This is a genomic window from Allobosea sp. FBZP-16 (genome assembly GCF_002831785.1).
GTDB classification, from domain to species: Bacteria; Pseudomonadota; Alphaproteobacteria; order Rhizobiales; family Beijerinckiaceae; genus Allobosea; species Allobosea lupini.
Genome location: NZ_LNCQ01000045.1, coordinates 86,354 through 102,923 on the forward strand (window position 1 = coordinate 86,354; position 16,570 = coordinate 102,923).

Consider the following 16,570-nt stretch of genomic DNA (forward strand, 5'->3'; position numbering starts at 1 on the left):
AAATCGTTCCGCATTGCATTGTTCCATCTCATAGAATTGGGAGAAACTGAAGATGAGCACGACTAAAGAATCGATCGGCTTCATCGGTGTCGGTTACATGGGTCAGGGCATGGCGAGTTGCATTCTCGCCAAAGGCTTTCGCCTGACCGTCATGGGCCATCGCAATCGCAAGCCCGTCGAGGAATTGAAGGCGGCCGGCGCCGCCGAGGCAGCCACGCCGAAGGAGCTCGCCGGCAAGGCGAGCATCATCTTCCTTTGCGTCACCGGCTCGCCGCAGGTGGAGCAGGTCGTCAACGGGCCTGACGGCATCGCTGCCGGCGCCCAGCCCGGAACGGTCATCGTCGACTGTTCGACCTCCGATCCCGTCTCGACGGTCGCTCTGGCTGAACGGCTCGCTGCCATCGGCCTGCACCTCTGTGACGCTCCGCTGGGCGGAACACCCGCCCAGGCGAAGCTCGGTCAACTCTCCACGATGATTGGAGCCGACAGTGCGGTTTTCGAGCGCATCCGCCCGGTCTGCGAAGCCTGGGCCCAGAAGATCGTCCATCTCGGCCCGGTCGGCGACGGCCACAAGATGAAGCTGCTCAACAACTTCCTCTCCCTCGGTTACGGCGCCATCTATGCGGAGGCTCTGACGCTGGCCCAGAAGGTCGGCATCACCCCGCAGACCTTTGACAGCGTCATCACCGGCGGCCGGATGGAGTGCGGCTTCTACCGGACCTTCATGCAATATGTGCTGGAGCGCGATCGGGATGCACACAAGTTCACGCTCTCCAACGCGCTGAAGGATGTCCGCTATCTGGAGAGCCTCGCCAATGCCGCCGGCGTTCCCAACCCGGTGGGCGGTGCCGTCAAGAACGTCTATGCGGCAGCCGTCGCCAGCGGCAAGGGCGAGGACTATGTGCCGATGCTCTCGGACTTCGTCTCTGCGCAGAGCAAGGTTTCGCTCGGCTGAGTCCGGCTGTGCCATGGCGGGACGCGCCCGGAGCACATCTGTGCCGAACGCGGTCGCCGGTAGCCAGTTGCGGTGCCAAACCGTCATCATGGCCTCCATCCACGGGTGGAGGCTTCAAGATGCGTGCCGGCATCAGTCCAGGCGGGCCGAGCCTTCGGGCACGTGCCGGATGCGCTCGCGGTAGAGCAGGTAGAGCCCCGACGCGATGACGATCGTCGCGCCGATGAAGGTGAAGCGGTCGGGAATCTGGCCGAAGACGAACCAGCCGAGCAGGATCATCCAGATGATCTGGGAATAGATGAACGGCGCCAGGATCGTCGCCGGCGCCCGCTGATGCGCCAGGATCAGCAGCCAATGGCCGACTGCACCGAAGAAGCCGGTCCCGCACATCAACAGCCAGCTTTGCCAGTTCGCTGGCCAGGACCAGTACAGCGGCAGCAGCGGCAACATGATCACCACCCCGCCGATGCCGGAGTAGAACATCGTCGTCTGCGGCGAGTCGCTCGCGGCCAGCATCCGCGTCGACAGGCTGTAGAAGGCGTAGCAGAGGCAGCCGCAGACGCTGAGCAGGGCCGCCGGATGCAAGCCCCCCAGTCCCGGCCGCGTCACCACGAGGACACCGAGGAAGCCGACGCCGATCGCGATCAGCCGGCGCGGCCCGGCCCATTCCCCGAGCAGCGGCCCGGCCAGCAGCGCCACCAGCAGTGGCGTTGCGAACATGATCGAGACCGTCTCGGCCAGCTGCAGATATTGCAGGGCGACGAAGTTGAGCGCGGTCGAGCCGAGCAGCAGCAGCGAGCGGAAGCCCTGCAGCCAGGGACGCCTCGTCCGAGTGATGCCCGGATGGCTCCAGGGATTGAGCAGGAGCGAGACCAGGGCGACGCTGATCACATAGCGCGCCAGGACCACCTGCATCGGCTGCATCGTCCCGCCAAGCCATTTGGCGCATGTATCGAGCAGGGAAAAGCAGACGATCGCCCCGCTCATCAGGGCGATGGCGGTCAAGCGTGTCCGGCGCGTATCCGGAAGCGGAGCGGGAGCGGCCGACAAAGGCTGAGCGTCTCGTCATGCTCTGGAGGAATGACGAGACATCAATGAACCGATTTAAGGCTTGAAACCAGCCCGCCAGCGCATGCGAGTCATGCCGCCGACGCGCCCGGCGTCAGGCGGCGTCCTCAGCCTCGTCCTCGGCATCCTCGACATCGGCACCGGCCTTGGACAGGCCCTTCGACGCCTTGCGCAGCAATTTGCGCAACTGCTTGCGCTCCTTGGCGTCGAGCTTTTCGAGCAGCTCTTCCTCGACCTGATTCCAGACCGCATCGAGTGCCGCCGCGGTCTTCTGGCCGTTCTCGGTCAGCGCCACCTGCACCAGACGGCCATCGCGCCCACCGCCCTCGCGCGTCACCAGCCCCTGCAGCGAAAGCCGGCCGATCGTCTTGGACACGGTCGGCGGCTTGACCCGCAACAGCGTCGCAAGCTCGCCCATCGTCATCGGTGCGCCCTGCAGGGATTTCAGCGCCTGTTCCTGGCCCGGGAAGAGCCCGAGCGCGTTGAGACGCTCGCCCATCCTTGCCCTGTGGAGCCGGGCCGTCACCAGCAAGGCACGGCCGACGCTTTTTTCGAGGGACTTGGTCATGAGCCGGCCCTTGGAAAAGGTTGCGGATACTTTTCGCCGGCTGTGCAATCGCCCGCCTTCATGACAGGCCGATGACAATTGTCAGACAGGCTCTTAAATCCGCGCGATTTCCTGCTCGACCCTGGCGAGAAAAGCCGCGCGGCTCTGCGGCGTCGACCGATTCATGTCGTAATGCGCGAGATAGGAGACCCGCGCCGCCGGGTGGCATACCGCCCGCAAGCCGCGCTTGATCTGCCGGCGCGGTGGGTCGCCCATCAGAAATGTGCGCCACCGCGAGCCGCCATAACTTGTCACCGTCGTCAGCCGGCGAATGTTCCAGAGATTCGGGCGAATCGAGCCATCGACCAGCTTGAACGAGACGCCCGGCAGAAAGACGCGATCGAAATAGCCCTTCAAGATCGCGGGATAGCCGTAGTTCCAGACCGGGAAGCACAGATACAGTGCGTCGACCCGCAACAGCCGCTCGACATAGCCGGCTACATTGTTCTGGTTAGTGCCGAGATCATGATAGCCGACGCGCTCCTCGCAGCTCAGCACGGGATCGAACCCCTCGGCATAGAGGTCGCAATCGTCGACCTCATGCCCGGCGCGGCGCAGGCCGGAGACAACAGTCTCATGCACCGCCGCCCCGAAGCTTGCGGGATCGGGGTGGGCATAGAGGACGAGCGCGCGCATCGATCGGCTCAGGCGCCGACGCCGGCTTCGCCGAGCGCCTTGAACAAGAAGGTCTTGCCCGAGCGGTAGTCGTAGTCCGGGTCCTCCCAGGCGATCATCTTGCCGGGATTGAGCAGCCCCTGCGGATCGGCCTCGCGCTTGAAGGCGAGCTGGACCTCGTCGGTCTGCTTCATTCCGCCCTCCTCCAGCGTGTAGCGGTGCGGATTGAAGATCGGCGCGCCCATCTCCTCATGGATCGCCATGATCTCCTCCAGACGCTCCTCGCTGGTGAAGCGCACCAATGGCAGGCCGAAGCAGGTGATCTTGCCGTCGAAGCGGACGAATTCGAGATGGCAGGTGACCTCGTCGCCGAAGCGGGCATGGATCTTGTCGACGAGATCGACCTGGTTCGGGAAGGGATAGAGCACCTGCAGATAGGTGATCGAGGGATCGACACGCAGCGCCCGCAAGGTGGTGTGGTTCCAGCCGAGCTCGAAGGTCGGCGGCAATCCCTTCGCCTCCTCCGCCGTCAGCGTGTCGGAGCGCATCAGCATTTGCGAGCCGCCGAAGCGGCGGGCGAAGGCCAGCATCGATTCGACGGCGAAATCGGCGACCATGACCATGACGCAATGGCTGTCGCGCGGCAGGAACTTCCTGTGGCGCAGGAAATAATCGTGCGGAGCGGGCGCGGCGACGACCGCGAGGTTCTTCAACGCCAGCCCGTCCTGCTCGCCCAGCGCATTGGCGAACTCGGCCGCAGCGCGCAATTCGCCGAAGCCGAGAATGACGTCGACCCAGGCATAGGCCGGGCCGAGCGGCATCTCGACCTGGGTGATGATGCCGTTGGTGCCATAGGCATGGGCGACCTTGTGCAGGTCTTCGCCCTGGAGCTCGAGGATGCGCGGCGTGCCCTCCATCGTCGCGACGCGCAGCGAGATGATATTGCCCCAGTCGCGCAGGCCGCCCCATTTGATCGAGCCGACGCCGCCGGAGCCGCCGGCGATGAAGCCGCCGATCGAGGCGGTGTGATAGGTCGAGGGGTGCAGCCTGATCTCCTGGCGCGAATGGGCGCGCGTCTCCTGGTCGATCTTCGCCAGCACGGCGCCGGGCTCGGCGACATAGCGCCCGGCCTCGATGCTGGTCACCTTGTTGAAGCCGGAAAGGTCGAGCACGATCCCCCCTGAGAGTGGCATCGCCTGGCCGTAATTGCCGGTGCCGGTGCCACGCGGCGTCACCGGGATGCCGAGCGCATGCGCCGCCGAGAGTGTCTCCAACACCTGAGCTTCGCTCACCGGCGAAACGATGATGTCGGCGACGACATGGTCGAGCTGGCGCTTCAGCGTCGGCGAATACCAGAAGAAGTCGCGGCTCTTCTGCTTGACCAGCGCCGGGTTGTCCTCGGTGCGGATGCCGGCGAGGCGGCGCTTCAGGGCGTCGATGTCGTAGCGTGCGGTCATGCGGGGCGGCTCATCAGGGAATCGAGTTCGCGATAATCGGGCAAGGCACGGTCGATGGCGCGGCCGTTGACCAGAATAGTCCGGTCGGCCTGCGGCCTGGCGAAGAATTCGGTCCAGTCGCGGGCGCGGGTCAGGATCAGGTCGGCAGGGCCACCGACAGCCAGCCGGCCGGCGCTGGCCAGTCCCATGACCTCGGCCGGCGTCGCAGCGACCGCCCTTGCCCAGTCACGGTCGGAATGGTCGAGCTGAAGGATGCGGGTGCCCTCGCGCAGCGTCTCGACGAGATCGAGGTCGCCATAGGCGTAGAACGGGTCGCGGGTGTTGTCGGAGGCGACCATCACCAGCACGCCAGCGGCCTTCAGCTCGTGCAGCGCGGTGACGCCGCGCCAGCGTGGCGTGCGTCCGCGCTGGCGATCCTGCAGATACATGTTGCACATCGGCAGCGAGACCACGGCGATCCCCGCCTCGCGCACCTTCCCGATAATGCGCGCCTCGTCGTGCGGCTGCTGCAGCGAGAGCGAGCAGCAATGCCCGGCCAGGATCTTGCCGGTGAAGCGATGGCGCAGCGCCGCATCGGCGATGTGCTCGAGCGAACGCGCCGCCGGATCGTTGGTCTCATCGACATGGAAGTCGAGATCGAAGCCGTGTTCGATCGCCGTCAGGAACAGCGTGTCGAGGGCGGCGTCGAGTTCAGGCACCATATAGGTGACGGCGCCGAGCAGCCTGTCGCCATGATCGGTCACGGCCTTCACGATCGCCCGCATATGGGCGGGATCGGCGACGGCATCGATCCCGAACAAGGGCGAGGCTTGCAGGGCGATCCGACCGGCCCATTCCGCGCGCAACTCGGCATAGACCGGCCAGGAAATGCCGATCTGCTTGCCGAGCGAGTCGAGATGGGTGCGGATCGCCGCCGTGCCATGGGCATAGGCGCAGCGCAGGCCGAATTCCATGCGCACCCGCACGTCGCGGGCCGACCAGTTCGCCTCGCGATCGGCCGCGACCGCGCTCAGCGCGCCCATGAAGCTGCCATCCGGATTGGGCCGGCGCGGCCAGATATGGCCCTTGTCGAGATGGGTGTGGACATCGACCAGCCGCGGCAGCGCAATACCGCCGTCGAGATCGACTGCCGGCTGGGCTTCGAGCGCGGGCGTGCCGGCCGGCAGAAGGGAAGCGATGACACCGTCCTCGACGGCGATGTCGAGCAGCGCGACGCCGTCGCGGTCACCAGCCAGGCTGCCGGCCTCGACCAGGCAGGCAGGCGTCCTGACATTGCGCAGCACATAGCTGCCGGAAGCCGGGATTGCTGCAAAGCCGGTGGTCACGTCGATCGTCTCCGGCCTGCACGCCGCCTTCTGAATCAGCTGCCGACCATGCTGGCTCGCCGCGTCCCGATCAAGCGGCGCGAGCGGCATCCCCACCCGCCGGAGATTCAACGCAAAGCGGCCCTTGTCCGTTCTGTCGCAATGCAGCAAGAGAGCGGCGCAGGGCATCAAACCGGAAACTGGAATCCGCTTTTCGATCCGATGCCTCACCAAGGAGCTGGTCATGGCGGCACGCATCATCGACGGCAAGGCAGCGGCGGCGGAACTCAGGGCCGAAATCGGTCGCGAGGTTGCGGCGCTCAAGGCAGCCGGCAAGCCCGTGCCCGGCCTGCATGTCGTGCTCGTCGGCGAAGACCCGGCCAGCAAGGTCTATGTCGCCTCCAAGGAGAAGCTCGCGGCCGAGATCGGGATGAACTCCGTCGCCCATCGCCTCTCGGCCGAGACCACGGAAGCGACGCTGCTCGCCAAGATCGCCGAGCTCAACGCCGATGACGGCGTCGACGGCATCCTCGTCCAGCTGCCGCTGCCCAAGCATATCGACACCGGCCGCATCATCGATGCGATCGACCCGGCCAAGGATGTCGATGGCCTCCACCCGATCAATGCCGGCCTGCTCGCCGGCGGCAAGAACGGCCTCGTGCCCTGCACGCCGCTCGGCTGCATGCTGTTGCTGAAGCAGGCGCTGCCCGCGCTATCGGGGCTGGAAGCGGTCGTCATCGGCCGCTCCGAACTGGTCGGCCGGCCGGTGGCGCAATTGCTGCTCCAGGCCGATTGCACCGTCACCATCGCCCATTCGCGCACGCGTGACCTGCCGGCCGTTGTGAAGCGCGCCGATATCGTCGTCGCCGCAGTCGGCCGGCCGCGCATGGTCAAGGGCGACTGGATCAAGCCGGGCGCGACCGTGATCGATGTCGGCATCAACCGCATGCCCGACGGCAAGCTCGCCGGCGACGTCGATTATGCGCAGGCGGCTGAAGTCGCCGGCGCGATCACGCCGGTCCCCGGCGGCGTCGGCCCGATGACCATCGCCTGCCTGCTGCGCAACACGCTGACCGCCTATCGCGCCCGGCGCGGATAGGTCGGACGCGGGCGCCGGCGTTAACTATAGATTAACCAAGAATTTGTGCGGCGCCGCGGGCGGGAGCATGGTCGGGCTCTCGAACGACGTGGAGGCGCGCCATGCAAGGCTCGGCCATCGACATCGCCCGGCACAATGCCGATCTGTTCGACCGGGCCGAGATCGCCGAGTGGTACGGCGAACAGAGTCTCTTTGCCTCCGAAGCGGTGATCCTCGAACGCTTCCAGCACGCCTATGCCGGCAAGCGCCTGCTCGATCTCGGCGTCGGCTCCGGCCGCACGACTGGCGCGCTGCTGCCTGACGTTGCCGACTATGTCGGGATCGACAAGGCCGAGGCCATGCTGGCCGTCGCCAGGCGCCGCTTCCCGGGCGCGACCTTCCTCGACATGGATGTCCGCGCGATCAGCGAGTTCGGCCCCGGCCGCTTCGATTTCGTGCTCGGCGCCCTCGCCATTCTCAGCGCCTTCGATCATGCCGAGCGGCTGGCTGTCATCGCGTCGATCCGTGAGGTGCTGGCGCCGGGTGGCGTCTTCGCCTTCTCCTTCCACAATCGCGCCTGGAGCCGCGCCGGCGGCATGCCGCTGCATGCCCGCTCCTGGCACCCGCGCGAGATCGTGAATTCGGTCCATCCGCAGAGTTGGATCAACTATCTGCGCCTGCGGCCCTTCGCGCGTGAGGAGGCAGACTACGCCATCCATGTCGACCCTGCCCATCGCTGGAGCGGGCTGTTCTATTTCATCGACCTGGCGACGCAGGAACGCCAGCTCGAGGCGGCCGGATTCGAGATCCTGGCCCGCTTCGGCGAGGATGGCCGCCCGCTCGCAGCGGGCGACGATACCAGCCGCGACGGGCTCCTGAACCTCGTCTGCAAAAAAGCCGGCACGTCTCACTGACGCGCCGGCCCCGCAATTGAAAGCGTCGTCGCGCGGGCAGCGACCTCGCCTCACATGTGGATCGGGCGCTTGTCGACGGCGAGCGCCGCTTCCTTGACCGCCTCGGCCAGCGTCGGATGGGCGTGGCAGGTGCGGGCGAGGTCTTCGGCCGAGCCGCCGAACTCCATCAGCACCGTCACCTCGGCGATCAGGTCGCCGGCATGCGGGCCGATGATGTGGCAGCCGAGCACGCGATCGGTCGTGGCATCGGCGAGGAACTTGACGAAACCGTCGGTGTGCCGCATCGCGCGCGCCCGGCCATTGGCCGTGAACGGGAATTTGCCGACCTTGTAGGCGACACCCGCAGCCTTCAGCTCTTCCTCGGTCTTGCCGATCGCGGCGACCTCGGGGGCGGTGTAGACGATGCCCGGAATCGCGTCGTAGTTCACATGGCCATGCTTGCCGGCAAGGATCTCGGCGACGGCGACGCCCTCATCCTCGGCCTTATGCGCCAGCATCGGCCCGCGCACCACATCGCCGATAGCGTAGATGCCGTCGACATTGGTCTTGAAGTGGTCGTCGATGACGACGCGGCCGCGCTCGGTTGCGACGCCGGCCTTGTCGAGGGTCAGACCATCCGTGTTCGGGCGCCGGCCGATCGCGACCAGCACGATGTCGGCATTCAGCGTCTTGGCCTCGCCGTCGGCGGCCGGTTCGACCGTGACGGTGGCGCCACCCTTCTTGGCCACGTCGACCTTGGTGACCTTCGAGCCGAGATGAAAGGTGAAGCCCTGCTTCTGCAGGATGCGCTGGAACTGCTTGGCGATCTCGTCATCCATGCCGGGCAGGATGCGGTCGAGATATTCGACCACCGTGACCTTGGCGCCGAGCCGGGCCCAGACCGAGCCGATCTCCAGGCCGATTACGCCGGCACCGACAACCAGCAGCTCCTTCGGCACGGACGCAAGCTCCAGCGCGCCCGTGGAGGTCACCACCGTCTTCTCGTCGGTGGTGACGCCCGGCAGCGCCGCCGATTCCGAGCCGGTGGCGATGACGATGTTCCTAGTCGCGAGCTCCTGCGTCTTGCCGTCCTCGGCGGTGACGACGACCTTGCCGGCCGCCGGGATCGAGGCTGTGCCGTGGAACGGATCGATCTTGTTCTTCTTCAGCAGGAAGGCGACGCCGTTGACGTTGGCGTCGATGGTCTCCTGCTTGTGGACCAGCATCTGCTTTAGGTCGAGCTTGGGCTTGCCGACGGTGATGCCGAGGCTCGGGAACGTATGGCTGGCCTCCTCGAACATCTCGGACGCATGCAGCAGCGCCTTGGAGGGGATGCAGCCGACGTTGAGGCAGGTGCCGCCGTGGGTCTTGCGCTTCTCGACCACCGCGACCTTGAGGCCGAGCTGGGCAGCGCGGATGGCGCAGACATAGCCGCCGGGGCCGGTTCCGATGACGACGAGATCGTAGGACATGGTCTCTCTTCCGTTCAGACTTTACGATTGCTGTTGCGCCAATGGCGCGTTGGGTCCGAAGCGATGCTCCGCCTTCCTCAGGCCAACAGCCGGATTGCCATTAACGCCAGGCCGACTGCGCCGGCCAACCAGACCAGGGTACGCCAATAGGGGATGCCGGCGAGGTAGAGCGGGATGTAGACGATGCGGGCGATGAGCCAGACCGCGCCGCCGATGAAGCCGATGCCATCAATACGACCGCTCGCGACCAACGCCACGGCCAGCACTGCAAAAGCCGGGTAGGTCTCCAGATAGTTGCGCAGCGCCCGCTCGGCCCGCCCGGCGAAGACGCCTTGCGGCCTCACATCGTCATCGCGCGGCCCGGCATTCCAGGCCGAGCCCAGCTCGCTGGTCGCCGCGATCGCCTGCGCTCCGATATGGACGAAGAGCAGGGCGACGCTCGCGACGATCAGCGAGAGCATGGGTTCGCCTCAGAGGTCGAGGACGAGGCGCGCCGGGTCTTCCAGGCCTTCCTTGATCCGGACGAGGAAGGTCACCGCTTCCTTGCCGTCGATGATGCGGTGGTCGTAGCTGACCGCGAGATACATCATCGGGCGGATCTCGATCTTGCCGCCGACCACCATCGGGCGCTCCTGGATCTTGTGCATGCCCAGGATCGCCGACTGCGGCGCGTTCAGGATCGGCGTCGACATCAGCGAGCCGTAGACGCCGCCATTCGAGATCGTGAAGGTGCCGCCCTGCATCTCCTCGATCTTGAGGGCGCCGTCACGGGCCTTCTTGCCGAACTCGCCGATCTTCTTCTCGACGCCGGCGATGGAGAGCTCGTCCGCATCGCGCACCACCGGCACGACCAGGCCCTTGTCGGTGCCGACGGCTACGCCGATGTGGTAATAGTTCTTGTAGACGATGTCGGTGCCGTCGATCTCGGCGTTGACGGCCGGGATCTCCTTCAGCGCCTGCACGGCGGCCTTCACGAAGAAGCCCATGAAGCCGAGCTTCACGCCGTGCTTCTTCTCGAAGACGTCCTTGTACTGGTTGCGCAGCGCCATGACGTTGGTCATGTCCACCTCGTTGAAGGTGGTCAGCATCGCGGCGTTGGTCTGGGCTTCCTTGAGGCGGCGCGCGATGGTCTGGCGCAGCTTGGTCATCTTGACGCGCTCTTCGCGCGACGCATCGTCCGGAGCCGACGGCGCCCGGACCTGAACCGGAGCGGCAGGCGCGGCAGCGACGACGGCCGGGCCGGTCGCGATCGCAGCGAGCATATCACCCTTGGTGACGCGGCCATCCTTGCCGGACGCTGCGACCTTGGAGGGATCGACGCCGCTCTCCGCCGCAAGGCGCGAGACGGCCGGGCCGGAATCGGCGGCCTTGGTCGCCGGCTTGATCTGCGTGTCGCCGGCGACTTCGCCGGCCTTCTTCTGCGCATCGGCGGAGGTCTCGGCCCCGGCCTTGCCGGCGGCCTGCGCCACGGCAGTGTCCGCCTTCTTCTCGTCCTTGGTCGGTGCAGCGGCCTTGCCGTCGCCGGCCGCGATGGTGCCGAGCAACGCGCTGACGCCGACCGTCTCGCCTTCCTTGGCGACGATCTCGCCGAGCACGCCAGCGGCCGGAGCGTTGACCTCCAGCGTCACCTTGTCGGTCTCGAGCTCGACCAAAGGCTCGTCCGCCTTCACCGTGTCGCCGGGCTTCTTGAACCACTTGCCGATGGTGGCCTCGGAGACGGATTCGCCGAGGGTCGGAACGCGGATTTCGGTCGCCATGTCAGGCCTCTTCTTATTCGGATCTCGTGGATGTCATCCCGGGCGGAGCGAAGCGCAGAGCCGGGATCCATTCCGGAACGGTTCAGGCATGGATCCCGGATCGGAGCCGCTGACGCGGCTTGTCCGGGATGACGCAGTGTTTAAGCGGCAAAAGCCTCGTCCAGGAAGGCGTTGAGCTGGGCGACGTGCTTCGACATCAGGCCGGTCGCAGTCGCGGCCGAGGCCGGGCGGCCGACATAGCGCGGCCGCTTCGACTTCGAGCCGGCATGGCCCAGCACCCATTCCAGATAGGGCTCGACGAAGGTCCAGGCGCCTTGGTTCTTCGGCTCCTCCTGGCACCAGACGACGTCGGCGCCCTTGAAGCGCCCCAGCTCGTGGGCCAGCGACTTCAGCGGGAACGGATAGAGCTGCTCGACGCGCATCAGGTAGACATCGTCGATCCCGCGCTTCTCGCGTTCCTCCAGCAGGTCGAAATAGACCTTGCCCGAGCAGAGCACGACGCGGCGGATCTTGGAATCCTTGACCAGCTTGGTGGTCGACTTGCCGCGCTCGGCATCGTCGTGCAGCACGCGATGGAAGGTCGAGCCCTCGGCCAGCTCGCTGAGGTCCGAGACGCAGCGCTTATGGCGCAGCAGCGACTTCGGCGTCATCAGGATCAGCGGCTTGCGGAAGTCGCGCTTCAGCTGGCGGCGCAGGATGTGGAAATAGCTCGCCGGGGTCGAGCAGTTCGCCACCTGCATGTTGTCCTCGGCGCACATCTGCAGGAAGCGCTCGAGGCGGGCCGAGGAGTGTTCCGGACCCTGGCCCTCATAGCCGTGCGGCAGCAGGCAGACGAGGCCGGACATGCGCAGCCACTTGCGCTCACCCGAGGAGATGAACTGGTCGAACACGACCTGCGCGCCATTGGCGAAGTCGCCGAACTGCGCCTCCCACATCGTCAGCGCGTTCGGCTCAGACAAGGTGTAGCCGTATTCGAAGCCCAGCACAGCCTCTTCCGAGAGCATCGAGTTGATGACCTCGTAGCGCGACTGGCCCTCGCGGATATGGTTCAGCGAGGTGTGGCGGGCTTCGGTCTCCTGGTCGATCAGCACAGAATGGCGCTGCGAGAAGGTGCCGCGCTCGCAATCCTGGCCGGAGAGGCGCACCGGGTTGCCGTCGAGCAGCAGCGAGCCGAAGGCCAGCGCTTCCGCCGTCGCCCAGTCGATGCCCTGCCCGCTCTCGACCGCCTTGCGGCGGTTGTCGAGGAAGCGCTGGATCGTCTTGTGGACGTTGAAGCCTTCCGGGACCTCGGTGATCTTCTGCGTGATCTCCTTGAGCGTCGCTTCCGGCACGCCGGTGGCGCCGCGGCGCGGATCGTCCTCGTCGGCGCGGATCGCCTTCATGCCGGCCCAGCGGCCGTCGAGCCAGTCGGCCTTGTTCGGCTTGAAGGCCTGGCCGGCGTCGAACTCGACCTCGAGCTTCTCCTTCCAGGCTGCGCGCATCTGGTCGAGCTCGCCCGGCTGGATCACGCCCTCGGCTTCGAGCTTGGTGCTGTAGAGCTCCAGCGTCGACTTGTGGCCGCGGATCTTGCGGTACATCAGCGGCTGGGTGAAACCCGGCTCGTCGCCCTCGTTATGGCCGAAGCGGCGATAGCAGAACATGTCGATCACGACCGGCTTGTGGAACTTCTGCCGGAACTCGATCGCGATCTTGGCGGCGAAGACGACCGCTTCCGGATCGTCGCCGTTCACATGGAAGACCGGAGCCTCGACCATCTTCGCCACGTCGGACGGATAGGGCGAGGAGCGCGAATAGCGCGGATAGGTGGTGAAGCCGATCTGGTTGTTGATGATGAAGTGCAGCGAGCCGCCGGTGCGGTGGCCCTTCAGCCCGGAGAGACCGAGACATTCGGCCACGACGCCCTGGCCGGCGAAGGCGGCATCGCCGTGGATCAGCAGCGGCAGCACCTTGGAGCGCTCGACGATATCGCCGAACTGGTCCTGCTTGGCGCGGACCTTGCCGAGCACCACGGGGTCGACGATCTCGAGATGCGAGGGGTTGGCCGTCAGCGAGACGTGGACATTGTTGCCGTCGAACTCGCGATCGCTGGAGGCGCCGAGATGGTACTTGACGTCGCCCGAGCCCTCGACGTCGTCGGGCGCGAAGGAGCCGCCCTTGAATTCGTGGAACAGGGCGCGATGCGGCTTGCCCAGGACCTGGGTCAGCACGTTGAGGCGGCCGCGATGGGCCATGCCGAAGACGATGTCGCGCACGCCGAGCGAGCCGCCGCGCTTGATGATCTGCTCCAGCGCCGGGATCAGCGACTCGCCGCCATCGAGGCCGAAGCGCTTGGTACCGGTGAACTTGAGGTCGAGGAACTTCTCGAAGCCTTCGGCCTCGACGAGCTTGTTCAGAATCGCCTTCTTGCCCTCGCGGGTGAAGGCGATCTCCTTGTCCGGCCCCTCGATCCGCTCCTGCAGCCAAGCCTTCTGCTCGGGATCGGAGATGTGCATGAACTCGATGCCGATGGTCTGGCAATAGGTTCGCTGCAGGATCGCCGTCATCTCGCGGATGGTGGCGAACTCCAGGCCGAGCACGTTGTCGATGAAGATCTTGCGGTCGAGATCGGCCTCGGTGAAGCCGAACGCAGCCGGCGACAGCTCCTCCGGATCCTTCTGGCTCTCGATCCCCAGCGGATCGAGCTGGGCGTGGAGGTGGCCGCGCATGCGATAGGCGCGGATCAGCATGATCGCGCGGACCGAGTCGCGCGTCGCCTGCTGGACGTCGGCGGCGGAGAGGGTCGCGCCGGCAGCCTTGGCCTTGGCGCCGAGCTTCTCGCCGACAGCCTTCTCGACCGCGGCCCAGTTGCCGTCGAGCGCCGAGACCAGCTCGCCGCCGGCCGGGATCGGCCAGTTCGGCTTCTTCCAGGACGCGCCCTTGGCGTTGTCGACGATCGCCTGCTTGTCGTCGTTCAGCGCGGAGAAGAAGCCCTGCCACTCCGGATCGACCGACTTGGGGTCGGCCTGATAGCGGGCGTAGAGGTCCTCGATATAGGCCGCGTTGCCGCCATAGAGGAAACCCGTCTGCGCGAGAGCCTCGTTGATGTCCTGGCGAGCCATGATCGTCCTGCCTTCCTCTCCGTCATCCCGGGGCCGGCGCGGCCAACCCGGGATCCATAACCGCGACAGCACCCTTGCTATCGCGACCTGTGTTCATGGGTTCCGGGGCCGCGTCTGCGGCGCGTCCCGGAATGCCCCGTTCCTCAGCCCTTCAATACTTCGACCAAGGTCTTTCCAAGGCGCGCCGGCGACGGCGAGACCCGGATACCCGCCGCTTCCATCGCCGCGATCTTGTCCTCGGCCCCGCCCTTGCCGCCGGAGATGATCGCGCCGGCATGACCCATGCGGCGGCCGGGAGGAGCCGTGCGGCCGGCGATGAAGCCGACCATCGGCTTCTTGCGCCCGCGCTTGGCCTCGTCCTTGATGAACTGCGCCGCCTCTTCCTCGGCCGAGCCGCCGATCTCGCCGATCATCACGATCGACGTCGTCTTCTCGTCGGCGAGGAACATCTCGAGCATGTCGATGAACTCGGTGCCCTTGACCGGGTCGCCGCCGATGCCGACCGCAGTGGTCTGACCGAGGCCTTCGTTGGTGGTCTGGAACACCGCCTCATAGGTCAGCGTGCCGGAGCGCGAGACGATGCCGACCGAGCCGGGCTTGAAGATGTTGGCCGGCATGATGCCGATCTTGCTCTCGCCGGCGGTGACGACGCCCGGGCAGTTCGGCCCGATCAGGCGGGTCTTGGAGCCCGAGAGCGAGCGCTTTACCCGGACCATGTCGAGCACCGGGATGCCCTCGGTGATGCAGATCACCAGCGGGATCTCGGCGTCGATCGCCTCGCAGATCGCGTCGGCGGCGCCCGGCGGCGGCACGTAGACCACTGAAGCCGTCGCGCCGGTCTTGTCGCGCGCCTCGGCGACGGTATCGAAGACGGGCAGGCCGAGATGGAGCGAGCCGCCCTTACCCGGGGAGGTGCCGCCGACCATCTGCGTGCCATAGGCGATCGCCTGCTCGGAATGGAAGGTGCCGTTCTTGCCGGTGAAGCCCTGGCAGATGACCTTGGTGTTCTTGTCGATCAGGATGGACATCGGTTTACCTCAAGCCTTCTTGATCGCAGCAACGATCTTCTGCGCGGCGTCGTCGAGGTCATCGGCCGGGATGACGTTGAGGCCGGAATCGCGGATGATCGCCTTGCCTTCCTCGACATTGGTGCCTTCAAGACGGACGACCAGCGGGACTTCGAGCCCGACCGTCTTCACCGCCGCGATCACGCCGCGGGCGATGACGTCGCACTTCATGATGCCGCCGAAGATGTTGACCAGGATGCCCTTCACCTTCGGGTCGGCGGTGATGATCTTGAAGGCCGCCGTGACCTTTTCCTCCGAGGCGCCGCCGCCGACATCGAGGAAGTTCGCCGGGCTTTCGCCGTAGAGCTGGATGATGTCGAGCGTCGCCATGGCGAGGCCCGCGCCGTTGACCATGCAGCCGATGGTGCCGTCGAGGGCGATATAAGCGAGGTCGTATTTCGAGGCCTCGATCTCCTTCGCGTCCTCCTCGGTCTCGTCACGCAGTTCCATCAGCTCGGGATGGCGGTAGAGCGAGTTGGAGTCGAACGAGACCTTGGCGTCGAGGCACTTGACCTGGCCCTGCGTCGTCACGATCAGCGGGTTGATCTCGAGCATCGCCATGTCCTTGCCGACGAAGGCGGCATAGATCTGCCCGAGCACGCTCGCCGCCTGCTTGGCCTGGTCGCCGCTGAGGCCCAGAGCCTTGGCGACGGTGCGGCCGTGATGCGGCATGATCCCGGTCGCCGGATCGACCGAGAAGGTCAGGATCTTCTCGGGCGTGTCATGGGCCACCTTCTCGATGTCCATGCCGCCCTCGGTCGAGACCACGAAGGCGACGCGCGAGGTCTCGCGATCGACCAGCGCTGAAAGGTAGAACTCCTTGGCGATGTCCGAGCCATCCTCGATATAGAGGCGGTTGACCTGCTTGCCGGCCGGGCCGGTCTGCGCCGTCACCAGCGTGTTGCCGAGCATTTCCTTGGCGTGGCTCTCGACCTCTTCGATCGACTTGGCGAGCCGCACGCCGCCCTTGGCATCGGCCGGCAGCTCCTTGAACTTGCCCTTGCCGCGCCCGCCGGCATGGATCTGGCTCTTCACCACATAGAGCGGTCCGGGCAGCTTCTTCGCCGCCTCGACGGCCTCCGCCACCGATAGCGCCGGGAAGCCGGCGGAGACGGGCGCACCGTACTCCTTGAGAACCGCCTTGCCCTGATATTCGTGGATGTTCATGCCTGATGTCCTGTGCCGGTAAAGGGAGAGGC

The 16,570-nt window shown here is 66.1% G+C and carries 14 protein-coding genes; 3 read left to right on the forward strand and 11 right to left on the reverse strand.

The window, feature by feature from the left end; all coding sequences use genetic code 11:
* Window positions 1-52: 52 nt before the first annotated feature.
* Complete coding sequence (locus CXY91_RS22705) at window positions 53-955, forward strand: NAD(P)-dependent oxidoreductase (RefSeq protein WP_100963578.1); 903 nt, start codon at window positions 53-55, stop codon at window positions 953-955.
* Window positions 956-1,087: 132 nt separating this feature from the next.
* Here CXY91_RS22705 and CXY91_RS22710 read toward each other — a convergent pair whose 3' ends face one another.
* From CXY91_RS22710 to CXY91_RS22730, 5 genes are all read right to left on the reverse strand, one after another.
* On the reverse strand, window positions 1,088-1,960 hold the full coding sequence (locus tag CXY91_RS22710; RefSeq protein ID WP_248307606.1) for a DMT family transporter: 873 nt from the start codon (window positions 1,958-1,960) through the stop codon (window positions 1,088-1,090).
* A gap of 157 nt (window positions 1,961-2,117) precedes the next feature.
* Window positions 2,118-2,591, reverse strand: coding sequence for a MarR family winged helix-turn-helix transcriptional regulator (locus CXY91_RS22715; RefSeq protein WP_091836494.1), 474 nt, complete (start codon window positions 2,589-2,591; stop codon window positions 2,118-2,120).
* Between the two features lie 93 nt (window positions 2,592-2,684).
* A complete protein-coding gene (locus tag CXY91_RS22720; RefSeq protein WP_100963580.1) occupies window positions 2,685-3,266 on the reverse strand; it encodes an NAD(P)H-dependent oxidoreductase in 582 nt (193 codons plus the stop codon).
* A gap of 8 nt (window positions 3,267-3,274) precedes the next feature.
* Window positions 3,275-4,702, reverse strand: a complete 1,428-nt coding sequence (locus tag CXY91_RS22725; RefSeq protein WP_100963582.1) for an FAD-binding oxidoreductase — start codon at window positions 4,700-4,702, stop codon at window positions 3,275-3,277.
* On the reverse strand, window positions 4,699-6,027 hold the full coding sequence (locus tag CXY91_RS22730; protein WP_100963809.1) for a cytosine deaminase: 1,329 nt from the start codon (window positions 6,025-6,027) through the stop codon (window positions 4,699-4,701). Before CXY91_RS22730 ends, CXY91_RS22725 begins: the two co-directional genes overlap by 4 nt.
* A 223-nt stretch (window positions 6,028-6,250) precedes the next feature.
* On the opposite strand from CXY91_RS22730, the gene folD reads away from it, so the two are divergent.
* Together folD and CXY91_RS22740 are read left to right on the forward strand one after the other, a co-directional pair.
* Window positions 6,251-7,105 carry a bifunctional methylenetetrahydrofolate dehydrogenase/methenyltetrahydrofolate cyclohydrolase FolD gene (folD, locus tag CXY91_RS22735; RefSeq protein ID WP_100963584.1) on the forward strand — a complete coding sequence of 285 codons (855 nt, stop codon included), beginning with the start codon at window positions 6,251-6,253 and terminating at the stop codon, window positions 7,103-7,105.
* A gap of 101 nt (window positions 7,106-7,206) precedes the next feature.
* On the forward strand, window positions 7,207-7,998 hold the full coding sequence (locus CXY91_RS22740) for a class I SAM-dependent methyltransferase (protein ID WP_100963586.1): 792 nt from the start codon (window positions 7,207-7,209) through the stop codon (window positions 7,996-7,998).
* Between the two features lie 50 nt (window positions 7,999-8,048).
* Here the strand turns inward: CXY91_RS22740 and lpdA are convergent, their stop codons facing one another.
* From lpdA to sucC, 6 genes are all read right to left on the reverse strand, one after another.
* Window positions 8,049-9,449: a dihydrolipoyl dehydrogenase gene (gene lpdA / locus CXY91_RS22745; RefSeq protein ID WP_100963588.1), complete on the reverse strand. Its 1,401-nt coding sequence runs from the start codon at window positions 9,447-9,449 to the stop codon at window positions 8,049-8,051.
* A gap of 77 nt (window positions 9,450-9,526) precedes the next feature.
* Complete coding sequence (locus CXY91_RS22750; protein ID WP_091836508.1) at window positions 9,527-9,910, reverse strand: MAPEG family protein; 384 nt, start codon at window positions 9,908-9,910, stop codon at window positions 9,527-9,529.
* Window positions 9,911-9,919: 9 nt separating this feature from the next.
* Complete coding sequence (gene odhB, locus CXY91_RS22755; protein ID WP_100963590.1) at window positions 9,920-11,206, reverse strand: 2-oxoglutarate dehydrogenase complex dihydrolipoyllysine-residue succinyltransferase; 1,287 nt, start codon at window positions 11,204-11,206, stop codon at window positions 9,920-9,922.
* Window positions 11,207-11,346: 140 nt separating this feature from the next.
* Window positions 11,347-14,304, reverse strand: coding sequence for a 2-oxoglutarate dehydrogenase E1 component (locus tag CXY91_RS22760; protein ID WP_100963592.1), 2,958 nt, complete (start codon window positions 14,302-14,304; stop codon window positions 11,347-11,349).
* A 143-nt stretch (window positions 14,305-14,447) separates the two neighbouring features.
* On the reverse strand, window positions 14,448-15,332 hold the full coding sequence (gene sucD, locus CXY91_RS22765) for a succinate--CoA ligase subunit alpha (protein WP_091836516.1): 885 nt from the start codon (window positions 15,330-15,332) through the stop codon (window positions 14,448-14,450).
* Between the two features lie 9 nt (window positions 15,333-15,341).
* Window positions 15,342-16,538, reverse strand: coding sequence for an ADP-forming succinate--CoA ligase subunit beta (gene sucC / locus CXY91_RS22770; RefSeq protein ID WP_100963594.1), 1,197 nt, complete (start codon window positions 16,536-16,538; stop codon window positions 15,342-15,344).
* Window positions 16,539-16,570: the final 32 nt, after the last annotated feature.